At 63.6% G+C, this 12,945-nt stretch carries 12 protein-coding genes; 10 read left to right on the forward strand and 2 right to left on the reverse strand.

Features of this window, described 5'->3' with window-relative positions:
* The first annotated feature begins 63 nt into the window (after nt 1-63).
* The 10 genes from AC2FNE_RS18105 (at nt 64) to AC2FNE_RS18150 (ending at nt 11,312) form a co-directional block, all read left to right on the forward strand.
* On the forward strand, nt 64-1,344 hold the full coding sequence (locus AC2FNE_RS18105) for an ABC transporter substrate-binding protein (protein WP_496805961.1): 1,281 nt from the start codon (nt 64-66) through the stop codon (nt 1,342-1,344).
* A 105-nt stretch (nt 1,345-1,449) separates the two neighbouring features.
* Nucleotides 1,450-2,385: a branched-chain amino acid ABC transporter permease gene (locus AC2FNE_RS18110; RefSeq protein ID WP_170499385.1), complete on the forward strand. Its 936-nt coding sequence runs from the start codon at nt 1,450-1,452 to the stop codon at nt 2,383-2,385.
* Nucleotides 2,382-3,326 carry a branched-chain amino acid ABC transporter permease gene (locus tag AC2FNE_RS18115; RefSeq protein WP_170731677.1) on the forward strand — a complete coding sequence of 315 codons (945 nt, stop codon included), beginning with the start codon at nt 2,382-2,384 and terminating at the stop codon, nt 3,324-3,326. Before AC2FNE_RS18110 ends, AC2FNE_RS18115 begins: the two co-directional genes overlap by 4 nt.
* On the forward strand, nt 3,323-4,024 hold the full coding sequence (locus AC2FNE_RS18120) for an ABC transporter ATP-binding protein (protein ID WP_170499383.1): 702 nt from the start codon (nt 3,323-3,325) through the stop codon (nt 4,022-4,024). Before AC2FNE_RS18115 ends, AC2FNE_RS18120 begins: the two co-directional genes overlap by 4 nt.
* Complete coding sequence (locus tag AC2FNE_RS18125) at nt 4,024-4,719, forward strand: branched-chain amino acid ABC transporter ATP-binding protein (RefSeq protein WP_170499382.1); 696 nt, start codon at nt 4,024-4,026, stop codon at nt 4,717-4,719. Before AC2FNE_RS18120 ends, AC2FNE_RS18125 begins: the two co-directional genes overlap by 1 nt.
* Before the next feature lie 44 nt (nt 4,720-4,763).
* Nucleotides 4,764-5,615 (forward strand): FAD binding domain-containing protein, encoded by an 852-nt coding sequence (locus AC2FNE_RS18130; protein ID WP_170731680.1) that lies wholly within the window; start codon nt 4,764-4,766, stop codon nt 5,613-5,615.
* Nucleotides 5,612-8,332, forward strand: coding sequence for a molybdopterin-dependent oxidoreductase (locus AC2FNE_RS18135; protein ID WP_496805955.1), 2,721 nt, complete (start codon nt 5,612-5,614; stop codon nt 8,330-8,332). The genes AC2FNE_RS18130 and AC2FNE_RS18135 overlap by 4 nt, the downstream gene beginning before the upstream one ends.
* Entirely contained in the window at nt 8,329-9,807 is a 1,479-nt protein-coding gene (locus tag AC2FNE_RS18140; protein ID WP_496805956.1) for a 6-hydroxynicotinate reductase, read from the forward strand. The genes AC2FNE_RS18135 and AC2FNE_RS18140 overlap by 4 nt, the downstream gene beginning before the upstream one ends.
* 100 nt (nt 9,808-9,907) lie before the next feature.
* Nucleotides 9,908-10,786 carry a UPF0280 family protein gene (locus AC2FNE_RS18145; protein WP_496805957.1) on the forward strand — a complete coding sequence of 293 codons (879 nt, stop codon included), beginning with the start codon at nt 9,908-9,910 and terminating at the stop codon, nt 10,784-10,786.
* Nucleotides 10,731-11,312: an amino acid synthesis family protein gene (locus AC2FNE_RS18150; protein WP_496805958.1), complete on the forward strand. Its 582-nt coding sequence runs from the start codon at nt 10,731-10,733 to the stop codon at nt 11,310-11,312. Before AC2FNE_RS18145 ends, AC2FNE_RS18150 begins: the two co-directional genes overlap by 56 nt.
* A 254-nt stretch (nt 11,313-11,566) precedes the next feature.
* Here AC2FNE_RS18150 and AC2FNE_RS18155 read toward each other — a convergent pair whose 3' ends face one another.
* Together AC2FNE_RS18155 and AC2FNE_RS18160 are read right to left on the reverse strand one after the other, a co-directional pair.
* Nucleotides 11,567-12,151: a cysteine hydrolase family protein gene (locus AC2FNE_RS18155; RefSeq protein WP_170481214.1), complete on the reverse strand. Its 585-nt coding sequence runs from the start codon at nt 12,149-12,151 to the stop codon at nt 11,567-11,569.
* 217 nt (nt 12,152-12,368) lie between these two features.
* Entirely contained in the window at nt 12,369-12,755 is a 387-nt protein-coding gene (locus AC2FNE_RS18160) for a hypothetical protein (protein WP_170481316.1), read from the reverse strand.
* Nucleotides 12,756-12,945 lie beyond the last annotated feature (190 nt).

Below are 12,945 nucleotides of genomic sequence, written 5' to 3' on the forward strand. Positions count from 1 at the left end.
TTGTCGCAGGGGTATCCGGTTTGGCCGGAGCACGACCCGCACGACAAACAGGGGGATTACGCCATGACGAAACCCATTACCACCAGTCGCCGCGGCGCGCTGAAGACGCTGGCCGCCGGCACCGCTGCCGTCTCATTGCCGCTTTGGGCCCGCTACACCCATGCGCAGACATCCGAGCCGATCAAGATCGGCTTTCAGGTTCACCGCACCGGCATCGGCGCGGCCTATGGCCGTTGGTACGACCGCACCACAACTGCTGCCGCGGCACTGATCAACGAAGGGGGTGGCATCAATGGCCGGCCCGTCGAAATCATCGCTGAAGACGATGGCACCGACCCCAAGCGCGGCGCCGAGGTGGTCGAGAAATTCGCCAACCAGCATGGCTGCGACATCGGCTTTGGCACGCTGTTTTCCCATGTGGTGATCGGCTCCGCCCCCCGCGCGGGCGAGTTGAAACTGCCATATTTCGTAGTTTCCGAGGGCCATCACGTCGCCAGCGGCATGCTGAACCGTTACACGCTGCAGCCCGGCATCACGGATGTGAAGAGCCAGGTGCAGGCGATGGCCCCGTATGTGCATTCGGCGCTGGGCAAGAAGGTCACGATGATCTACCCCGACTTTGCCTTCGGCCACGACCACCGCGACTATTTCTCCGCGGCAATGGAGGCGCAGGGCGGTGAAATTCTGGCCAAGATTGCCATTCCACCGACCGAGACCAGCTTCACCAAATACTTCCCAAAGATCCCGCGCGATACCGAAGTTCTCTACCACGTCATGGTCGGCCCCGCCGTGCTGACCTTCGTCAAGGAACTCGGCGAGTTCTTCGGCCCCTCGGCGCCGGCGATCTTCGGCTTCATCGATTCGCTTGAGGCTGTGGACATCACCTCGCCGGGCCTCGAATTCCTCGAAGGAACCTACTTCTGGGAGGGCAGTCCGCGCTACGCCCAGGCGGAACAATCGCCTTACGATGCCTTCTACCGCGAGCGCGTCGGGGTGGATGCCAATGGCGCCTCGGTCACCGACGCCTCCGATGTCTCGACTTACGCCCACATGTTCGGCTGCTGGGAGACGCTGCACATCGTCAAACGCGGCATGGAGGCCGCGGGCTATGCCGGCCCGGATGATCGCGCCAAACTGATCGAGGCGGTTGAGGCGATGACCGACATGCCGCATTCGAACGAACACCCCCAGGGCGCCAAGCGCTTCAACGGCAAGACCCACCAGGTGTTCGGCCACCAGTATATCAGCAGGGTCGAGGGCGGGCGTCTAAACGTGGTACACACCACCAGCATCGAAGACACGTTCTACCCTGACGAAGTAGACTACACGACGCAGTCGTTCTGACGATTCCACCGCAGGCTCTCGCCGCGCGGGCGGGGGCCTGCGGTGGGAGTTCTTGGACCAAGACGAAAGTGCCCGGGCGGTCCCCAGGAGAGGAGGCAGGCGCAAGTGGAATTCGGACCCCATCTGATGCTCGCCTCGCTGGAAGGCGGGGTAACGGCAGCGGTGCTGGCGCTGACCGCCGTTGGGCTGTCACTGGTCTTCGGCGTGATGCGCGTGGTCAACGTCGCTCATGGCGAGTTTTTCATGCTGGGGGCGGTGCTGGCCTGGTGGATCGCCACCAGCCTGGGCGGTCATCCGGCAATCGGCTTTGTCGCCGCCTTGGTCATCGCTCCTGCCCTCGTGGGCCTGTTGGCTGTTGCCGCCGACATGACGATCCTGAAACGGGTGGAGTATGACCCAGAACGCACCATCGTCGTCACCATCGGGCTTCTCTATATCATCCAACAGGTTACGCTTATGACTTATGGGCCCGACGCCCGCCCGGTCGAGCCGCCCTTCAACAGCCGCATCATGCTGCCGCTCTTAGAGTGGGGCGACGGCGGGCCGAAGTTCTACTTTCCAACCGGTTGGGGGGCGCCCTCGATCACCTCGTACAAGCTCTTCGTGATCGGCGCGGCAGGGGGGGTGCTGATCGGTGTTTGGCTGCTGATGACCCGCACGAAGATCGGTCTGGTCATGCGAGCCACGCAGCTCGATGGAGAAATGGCGCTGGCCTTCGGCGTTCCGGTCGAGCGCGTCTATGCGCTGGTCTTCGGGTTGGGTGCGGCGCTGGCGGCGCTGGGTGCGGTGCTGGTGGTGCCGATCCAGCAGGCGCATTACCTGATGGGGCACGACCCGCTGCTGCTGAGCTTTATAGTTGTCATCATCGGCGGCCTCGGGTCGCTACCCGGCACGGTGCTAGCGGCGGTTCTGATCGGCATGTCCGACGGCATCATCTCGGTCTTCTTCACACCGACTCTGGCCAAGATCCTCGCCACGCTGCTGGTCGCCCTGGTTCTGGTCTTCCGCCCACAAGGCCTGTTCGGAACCCGCCCGGCATGAGCGACCTGCAGAAGTCCTTTACCCTGCATTGCGGGCTTCTGGTGCTGCTGACCGTGTTGCAGTTCCTTTTGCCCGCATATCACCACGGCAGCCTCGCTCGGGTGATGGTGCTGGCCAGCTATGCCATCGGCTACAACATCCTGTTCGGCTATACCGGGCTCCTGAGCCTTGGCCATGCCATGTTCTTTGCTGCCGGCATGTATGGCATGGGGCTGACCATCCGGCATCTGGGCTTCGCTCCTGCTCCAGCGCTGCTGACCGGCATCGCCTCGGGCCTCATGCTCAGCGCCGCCTTCGGGGCGCTGGCACTCCGCACCGCCGGGGTAGCCTTCATGATCGTCACGCTGATGTTCGCCCAGGCGGGTTACCTGATCATCCTTTATTTCGGGGATTACACACGCGGCGACGAGGGCTTCGTTATCCAACAAGCGGAACGCATCCTCTGGGGCATCGACCTTTCGCAGCCCACCGCCCGCTACTTCGCGGCTCTGGCGCTTTTCGCCACCTGCCTGATGCTGTCACTGCATGTCCTGCGCCGGCCCTTCGGCAAGGCGTTGATCGCGATCCGCGAGAACGAGGAGCGCACGCGGATGCTGGGCTACGATACCTTCGCCCTTAAACTCGGCGCGCTGATTCTCTCGGGTACGATCTCGGCGGCATCGGGCGCGTTCTACGGCCTGCTCTTCGGCTATGCGGGGGCGAGTTTCGCCACGGTGCAATATTCGATCCTGCCCCTCCTTTGGGTTCTGCTCGGCGGCGCCGGCACCGCCATCGGACCATTCATCGGCGCGCTCTTCACGTTTTACCTTATCGACATCGCCAGCGGGCTGACGGACGCGTATATGCTGATCGTTGGCATGGTGCTGGTGCTACTGACTCTGTTTGCCCGCCAGGGCATCGGTGGTGAGCTGCGGGCCCGGCTCTGGAGGTGGCTGCCATGACCATCCTGTCGACGCGGAGACTAACGAAGGATTTCGGCGGGCTGCACGCGGTGCAAAATGTCGATTTCGACCTGCCGCAGGGCGAGGTGCGGGCGCTGATCGGTCCCAACGGCGCTGGCAAGACGACTTTTGTCGGCATGCTCTGCGGTCGCCTTAGCCCCAGTGCCGGCTCGGTGCACTTCGACGGCGCCGACATATCCGCCCTGCCCGCGCATAAACGAAACCAGCTGGGAATGGCCTATACTTTCCAGATCACCTCGATCTTCCCGCGGCTCAACTGTCAGGAAAACGTGGCCCTTGCGGTGCGCCGCCGTCACGGCGACGAAGCGGCAGAAGTGCCTGCTGCTCTGTCCCGCGTCGGCCTCGGTCATTTGGCGCAGGAACTGGCCGGTGATCTCAGCTACGGTCACCAGCGCTTGCTGGAGATTGCCATGGGTCTGGCCCAACGCCCGCGGCTCTTGATCCTGGACGAGCCCACGCAAGGGCTTTCGGACAGCGAGGTCGATGCGTTCAAATCCCTGATCCGGGAACTCAGCGCCGAGGCTACCATTCTGCTGATCGAGCACAATATGGATGTGGTCATGGCCTGCGCCGACCGCATCACGGTGCTGAATTTCGGCGAGGTGCTGGCAGAGGGCACACCGCAAGAGATCCGCGCCGACAAGGCGGTGCAAGCCGCTTATTTGGGGACGGGCTGATGCTGCGGCTCGACAACGTGGAAACCGGTTATGGCAAGGCAAAGGTTTTGCGCGGTCTGTCGCTGACCGTCGAATCCGGCGAAATCCATTGCCTGCTGGGCCGCAACGGCGCCGGCAAGACCACCACGATGAAAGCGATCACCGGGCTTTTGCCGCTCTGGGATGGACGGATCGAGATGGATGGTGTGGATATCGGCACACTGCCCGCCCACCAACGCGCCCAACATGGTGTCGGCTATATCCCGCAAGGCAGGCGTCTGTTCACCGAACTCACCGTTGCGCAAAACCTTGAAATCGGCCTGATGACACGTGGCAGCGGACGTGACGTGCGCGAACGTGCGCTCGACCTCTTCCCGCGACTGCGCGAACGGCTGACCCAGCGGGCGCAGACGCTTTCGGGCGGCGAGCAGCAGATGCTGGCCACCGCCCGGGCGCTTTGTATCAGCCCCAAGGCTTTGTTGCTGGACGAGCCGACCGAAGGCTTGCAGCCTTCGATGATCGAGGCGATCCGGTCGGTCATTGTGCGCCTCCGGGACGAGGGCGTTGCAATCTTGCTGGTGGAACAGCGTGTTGATGCGGTGCTGTCGGTTGCCGACCGTGTGACCTTCATCGAGGCAGGACATTGGCGCGAGACCCACACCGCTGCCGATCTTTCCACGCATCACGGTGTGATCGACCGCTACCTTGGGGTTTGACAGCCCCACACGCGAGGCGCAAAGTTAGACGGAAAGGGGGAGATGTGGCAGCCTATCACCGACCAACAGACCTGACAGAGGCGCTGGAACTTCTCGCCGCCAGCCCACTGACTGTCGCCGCTGGCTGTACCGATCTTTACCCCGTTATCCAGGGCCAATCCCTGCCTGGCGGCATCTTGGACATCACCGCCATCGCGTCGCTGCGCGGCGTCATCCGCGACGGCGGCGGTTGGCGGATCGGGGCCGCAACTCGCTGGGCCGACCTGATATACGCTGATCTGCCCCCGGCCTTCGATGGCCTGAAGGGCGCGGCGTGCGAGGTCGGCTCGGTGCAGATCCAGAATGCGGGCACACTGGCCGGTAACCTCTGCACCGCGTCCCCGGCCGGCGATGGCGCGCCATGTCTGCTCACGCTGGACGCTTCGGTCGAGTTGCAATCCGCCGGCGGCACCCGTGTGCTGTCGCTGCAGGAGTTCCTTACCGGCCCGCGCCAGACCGCGCTTGCGCCTGGTGAATTGGTCACCGCCATCTTGATCCCGGGCGAGGCGATTGCCGGCACCGGGCATTTCGAAAAGCTTGGCGCACGGCGCTATCTGGTTATCTCCATCGCAATGGCCGCATTGCGCCTGGAAGTCACGGACGACCGGATAACTAGCGCCGCCATCGCCATCGGTGCCTGCGGCCCCACCGCCAGCCGTTTGCCAGAGCTGGAATCCGCGCTGGCCGGGATTGCACCGGGTGAGGCCGCGGACGCGGTGACTCAAGACCTCATCTCCCCGCGTCTGGCCCCTATCGACGATTTCCGCGCCGACGCCGGCTATCGTGTCGTCGCCGCCACCGAACTGGTGCGCCGTGGTCTGACGCGCTTTGCCGCCCCCGCCGAGGCCGCGGCATGAACCGTCCGTTCGACTCGATCACGCTTTCCGTCAACGGCGCCCGTCAGGTGGTTGCGGCAACACCGGGTCGCCGCCTGTCAGATTTGCTGCGGGAAGATCTGGGGCTCTTTGGCACCAAGGTAGGCTGTGACGCCGGCGATTGCGGAGCCTGCACCGTGCTGCTGGATGGTGCCCCGGTCTGTTCCTGCCTGACACCCGTTGCCCAGGCCGAAGGAGCAGAGATCGAAACCGTCGAAACCCTGTCGCAACCGCACCCCGATGCGTTGCAACATGCCTTTCTTCGCCACGGCGCCGCGCAATGCGGCATCTGCACGCCCGGCATGCTGATGTCTGCAACCGCGCTTTTACGCGACACACCCCGGCCTAGCCGAGCGCAAGTCGAGCGCGCTCTTGGCGGCGTGCTATGCCGCTGCACCGGCTACGCCAAGATCGTCGATGCAGTGCTCGATGCCGCCACCTCCGGCCCGGCGCCGAACCTGCCCGACGCCGGTGCTGCGGTCGGCGCACGCATTGAGCGGCTTGACGGCGGGCCCAAGGTTCTGGGGACGGAGATCTTCGGCGCAGACCATATCCCGGACGGTGCGCTCGAGGTGCGAGCGATCCGCTCGCCGCACCATGCAGGTGATTTCGCACTCGGCGATACCAATGCTTGGGCGGCACGCCACGGCGTGGAGGTCTTCACCGCCGCCGATATCCCCGGCGTGAACCGATTCGGCACCATCCCGGCCTTCGCCGACCAGCCGGCGCTGGCTGAAACCCGCATCCGCCAGCGCGGCGAACCCGTCGCCATCGTCGTTGGTGAAACTGCCGCGCTCAACCGCCTCGACCTCGACGGGTTTCCCGTCGAATGGGTGCCGGAACCCGCCGCAACCGACCTGCGCGGCGCGCCAAATCGCCTATTGCACAAGGACCGCCGGAACAACGAACTGATCACAGGGTTCGTCCAGACCGGCGATACCGACGCTGCCCTGGAGGCATCTGGGCATTTCGCCGAAGTGGACATCGAGACGGCTTATGTCGAACATGCCTATATCGAGCCCGAGGCGGGCATTGCGTGGATCGACGGTGCCACGCTTTGTATTCAGGCTTGCACACAAGCGCCCGTCATGGATCGCGACGACTGCGCAAAGATCCTCGACTTGCCGCCAGAGAAGGTTCGCATCATTCCTGCCGCCGCCGGGGGCGGATTTGGTGCCAAGCTCGACCTGTCGCTGCAGCCGCTGATCGGGCTGGCCGCGTTGAAGACGGGCCGCCCCTGTCGCATGGTCTACAGCCGTGCCGAGAGCATGGCCACGACAACCAAACGTCACCCGGCGCGGATGCAGGCCCGCGTTGGCTGCGACGACCAAGGCCACATCACCGCCATGCGCTTCGACGGTGATTTCAACACAGGCGCCTATGCCAGTTGGGGACCGACCGTGGCGGTGCGCGTACCGGTCCATGCCTCCGGCCCGTACCGCACGCCGAACTACCGCGCCAAAGCCCGTGCCCTCCACAGCAACGGACCTACCGCCGGTGCATTCCGGGGATTTGGCGTGCCACAGGCGGCCATCGTGCAGGAAACGCTCTATGACGACCTCGCCGCCGCCACCGGACTCGACCGGCTGGAGTTCCGGCGCCAAAACGCCCTGCGCGACGGCGACCGGTCGGTCTGCGGGCAGAAACTGACAGGCATCGGCATCGCCGAATGCCTCGATGCCCTGCGTACGCCATGGAAACGCGCGCTCAACAAGGCCGCGGCCCGGAATGCCGCCGCCGGCCCCACCCGCCGTGGCGTGGGCGTCGCGTCATGCTGGTATGGCTGCGGCAATACCGGCCTGCCCAACCCGTCGACAATCCGCATCGGGCTTACGGCGCAGGGCGACCTGCGCCTGCATCAGGGTGCTACTGATATCGGCCAGGGGGCCAACACGGTGATCACCCAGATTGCGGCCGACGCGCTTGGCCTGCCGATCGGGGATTTCCAGATCGTCGGCCCCGACACGGCACTGACTCCCGATTGCGGCAAGACCTCGGCCAGCCGACAGACCTTTGTAACCGGCAAGGCAGCGCTGTTGGCCGCCCATGCACTGCGCCGTACGATCCTGGCCTACAGCAACATGGGTGATGGCGCATCGCTGCGCCTCGACGGCACCCGTCTGGTTGTCACCGAGGGTGCCGGCCGGCGCGAGATCGACCTGTCGACGCTGCCCGCCGACACCAATGGCTATGTTCTGGGTGCCGAAGAAACCTATGACCCGCCCACCCGTGGTCTGGACGAGAGCGGTCAGGGCATTCCATATGCCATCTACGGCTACGGTGCCCAGATCGCCGAGCTGGAGGTCGATATGCGGCTCGGCCAGGTCAAGGTCCATCGTATTACCGCTGCGCACGATCTGGGCCGTGTGGTCAACCCGCTTCTGGCCGAGGGCCAGGTCGAGGGCGGTATTGCCCAGGGCCTCGGCATGGCGCTGATGGAGGAATACCTTCCCGGGCGCACCGAGAACCTGCACGATTACCTGATCCCCACTGTCGGCGACATGCCGCGGATCGACACGATCTTTATCGAGAAACCCGATCCCGAGGGGCCGATGGGTGTCAAGGGTCTGGGCGAGCACGTTCTGATCCCCACCGCGCCCGCTATCCTGAACGCCATCCGCCACGCCACAGGCGCCCGCATCACCCGGTTGCCCGCCCTACCGCACCGGGTGCTTGCCGCAATCAAAGGGACCACATGACCACCCGCGCCGACACTTCTGCGGGCGAAATGCCCAACCGCAAGGCGGAAAAGATCCGTTGCGATGCCTGCCCCGTGATGTGCTATATCGCCGAGGGCCGCGCCGGTGCCTGCGACCGGTATGCCAATGAGGCTGGCCGCATCATCCGCTGCGATCCCCTGACCATCATTGACAGGCGGCTGGAGGCAGGCGGAGAAATCGTGCCCTTCCTCGCAGCCGACTGGAACGGATCTCTGGCCCCCGATCAGACGCTTTCGGTCACCGCAATCGGTGCCGGCACCACCTATCCCGACTACAAGCCGGCTCCCTTCATCGTGTCGCAAGACATCGACGGTGTGGATTTCGTCACCGTGGTGACCGAGGCGATCTTTTCCTACTGTGGCGCCAAGGTGAAGATAGACACCGACCGGCACCTGGGCTCCGAAGCCGCCACGGTGCGTGCCGCGGGCGAGGCCATCGGCCACGTGATGACCGGCGAATACGGCAGCCAGATGTTGTCGCTCGGCGGCGTCGACCACCTGACCGGCGGCACGAAGCCCGAGGGCCGCGCAACCTGCGACGCGTTGATGCGGCTCTGCAATTGCGAACCGGTGACGCTCAGCATCGACGGCGGCGCCGAGGTGGTGGTGCAGGCAGGCGCCGCGCCCATCGTCGACGGCACCTGCGAGGAACGGATGCGGGTCGGTTGTGGCAGCGCCACCATCGGCATGTTTGCCAGCCAGTGGCAGGGGTTGGTCGACGAGGTGGTGATCGTCGACGACCACATTACCGGGGTGGTCAGCGAGCATCAGGCGGGCAAGGTGATCGGCTGGCCCGATACAGGGATACGCATCAAGGGCCGCCGTTCTACTCCGGGGCGTTATTTCCAGGTGGCCGAGCCGGGTTTGGGCTGGGGCGGCACGGATATCGAGGATCCGCTATCCATCCTCGGGCCCTGGCGCCCGGAAAAAGGTGCGCGCCCCGGGCTGACGCTCTTGATGATCTCCACCACCGGCGAGCAGTGGGGCTATTACATTCTGAACGACAATCTTGTGCCTGAACCCGGCCCCTTGCCGGAGACATTGAAGACCACGGTAGACCTGATCGCCGAGAACTGCGAACCTGCGCTCTGCACTGTGCTGTTCATGGGCGGGGCGGGGGGGAGTCTGCGCGCAGGCGTCACGAGGAATCCGGTGAAACTTACCCGTTCGGTGCAGGCGCTCAAGACCAGCGTTACCGTCGGCGGAGCGCCTGCCTATGTCTGGCCCGGTGGCGGTATCACACTGATGGTCGACGTGACCCAGATGCCCGACAACTCCTTTGGCTATGTGCCCACTCCGGCGCTGGTGGCACCGCTGGAATTCACCCTGACGCGCGCGGAGTACCGGGCCTTGGGTGGCCACGACGAGGCGGCGCGCGACATCGCCGACATCCTGGAACATGGAGGAGAATACGGGTGCGCGGCACGGGCGGTCGGGCCGGTGAAAGGCGGTTAGCGTGTCATCATCCCACAGCACCACCCCGGCCTCCGAACCGGCAAACCTGCGCGGCGGGCCGGGAGGTCCCGGATCAAGTCCGGGACGGGCATGTGCCCGGATGCTGCCAGGCGACACCCGCCTGCACCTGCAGCATGGGCCCATAGACTTGATCATCGGGGCAGCCGGACCGGGGCAGCAGGAAGCATTTTGCCGCGCGGAGCGACGGTTCGAAACCGTGCTGGACAAGTTGGTGAAAGAGTTGCCCGTGCTGCGTCGGCACAACGTCGGTGGCGCGCCGGTGCTTGGACGCGTCGCCCGGCGCATGGTTCAGGCCGTTGAGCCGCTGTCAGAAGATTTCATCACGCCCATGGCCGCCGTCGCCGGTGCCGTGGCGGACGAGATCCTCGCGACACTTGCCGAGACCGGGGATATTGCCAGTGCCTATGTGAACAACGGCGGCGACATTGCCTTTCACCTGACGCCCGGCCAGCAATTCACCGCCGCGGTGGCCAGCACCCCTGCAGCACAAGTCGTTCTGACAGAGGACTTGCCGAGCCGCGGTATTGCTACCTCCGGTTGGCGTGGACGGTCGCTTTCGCGGGGCATTGCCGACAGCGTCACGGTATTGGCCGGCACTGCCGCTAGCGCGGACGCCACCGCCACGATGATTGCCAATGCCGTCGACCTGCCCGGTCATAGCGGCATCACCCGCGCCCGCGCCCGGGATCTTGCCCCGGACAGCGACCTCGGTGCGCGTACCGTCACGGCCGGAGTACCCGTGCTCACCGTGCCCGAACGCTCCGTTGCGCTGGAGCACGGCCTTGCGCGGGCGAGGGAGTATCTTGCGCGCGGCCTCATCCACGCTGCTTTTGTCACTCTTCAGGGCGAAAGCCGAAGTGTCGCCATCCCATCACTTTTGACCACCATCAGGGAAACCGAAAATGCCCGACTTCACGCTTCGCAAGACCATGCTCCTTGTCGAGGAGATTCACCATGATGGCGGTCCCCTGACTGCCACTCCCCGCCGGCGGGCAGCCATCATCGCGATGGTGAAGAACCCTTTTGCCGGGCGCTATGTCGGGGACCTGCAATCGGCGATGGACGACCTGAAACCACTGGGACTGATGATGACCGACCGGCTGATCGACGCGCTGGGCGGCGTCGAGGGCATCGACGGTTACGGCAAAGCCGGGCTGGCGGGCGAAGCCGGAGAGCTGGAACACACCGCCCTTTGGCACGTGCCCGGCGGCTACGCCATGCGTGCGCGGCTGGGCGAGGCGAAGGCGATTGTGCCGTCGTCAATGAAGCAGGGCGGGGTCGGAACCCGGATCGACGTGCCTTTGGGGCATATCAACGCGGCTTATGTGCGCAGCCATTTCGACGGCATGGAGGTCGGCGTACCCGACGGGCCGCGGGCCGATGAGCTGCTCTTTGCCCTGGCGATGACCAAGGGGCCGCGGGTGCATCACCGGATGGGCGGGCTGCAGGTGGAGGACGTGACGGGGAAAGACGGGCTCAGATAGGCGGCGCCGGACAGGTGTGCTGCCGGCCGCTTCGGTGAAGCGGCAACGCAGCGGCAGGGCGTTCCAGTAGCGGCCGCAGTCGGTTACCTTATACACGGGCGATATCTGCTCTCAGCGCGTCCCGCCGGATGCTGCGAAAAACCAAGGTCGGCAGTGCGCTCGAAGCAGTCATTCGCTGCGCGTTGGATTAATGACCGCTTTGCGGACAATGCCGCCGCTTGAAGTGCGTTTTCCGGTTCCCGCTTCAGAGGTTACTATTTCATCTCCGTTGCAAATTCCGTAGACGTCGAAATCCGCCCGTATCCCTGAAGAATATCCAGCATGGCCTCGCGGGTTACGTCGGAGTACCCGCCAACGCAATCAGCTAATAGCACGGCTTTGTACCCCGAGTTCGCCGCCCGCTTCATCGACGTCCCGACCATATGTTCAATGACCTGGCCAATGAGGTAGATTTTGGTTACGCCTTGTGCCCTTAGAATCTGATCAAGAGCAGTGCCCTGGAAGGCATCGGAGTTAAAATTATCGAGTTGAACTTCGCCCTCCAGCGGCGCAAGTTCTTCTATCGGCTGGGTTCCCCACGATCCTGCCAAGCATTGGTCGGAGCTTCGCGCGTGAGCGACAATTCCAAACAGGTCTTGCGGCACCTCAGGCGCATTTGGGCGAAACGCGACGTTCACGTAGACTACAAGCAGACCTGCTCTGCGAGCCGTTTCAAGCGCATGCTTTGCATTCGTGTATGTTTCATCTTTGGAGATTTGTGAAAACAACTCACTACCCCAAATACCGTTCGGATGCGCCACGCTATTCTGATAGTGAAGCACGAGAAATGCTGATGACATTAATTCACTCCCAAGATTCCAACTTCCTGGCCAAGTAATTGATTTCCTATCCAAAGGATGGTGACTCCGCCTGACCGATGATGCCTGCATCCTCGGTAGCCCAATTCTGCGCCTTCTCTAATCAATGGGCAGGTAAACATTGATCACAGCAAGGTCGGCGTCCTTGAACTCAGGCACACTAACCGTACGCGGCAATCGCAATGCCGGCGCTCGCAAATCAGTAATTCTTCATCTCAATCCGAATGCCATGCACGGTCTTCTCGCCGGTGTTCAGCACGCGGCCCAGCGGTTGTGGCGACATGTTGACCACGAGACTACCGGTACCGTCCCAGGCTTGAACTGCTTGCATGATGTCCCTGTGTGGCGGTTGGCGGTTTCCGTCGGGATCATAGTCGTGGATATCGGGATGTACTGCGTCCAGAACGAAGACTGACGGCCACCTATGGTGATGTAATGGCTCTTCGTCCTGCGGCTCCAGTGTGACCTCCAACACCCGCAGCTTGTCGTTCTCGAAAATCACTTTGTGATGTTTCGGTGCGGCAGCTACCGCATCATAGGCAGGGTCCCAGGTGGCCGGATCGGAATGCGTATCGAGGTTATCCATGTGAAGTTCCTCCTTCTCGCAACGGTGGCTGATCATAACTGAATTCCCCAAATGCCAAAATAGCCTTCCTACACTGGCTGCTTCGGGCTTGTCTTATGCTTTCCTTATCGATCTGCAAAGATTGAGCCACTGCCGGTCACGCCATTTATGGCTGGCAGTGGCGGCGGCTGGATCGCTTTGGGCTTGGTCG

The organism is Ruegeria sp. YKSD179, assembly GCF_059612885.1.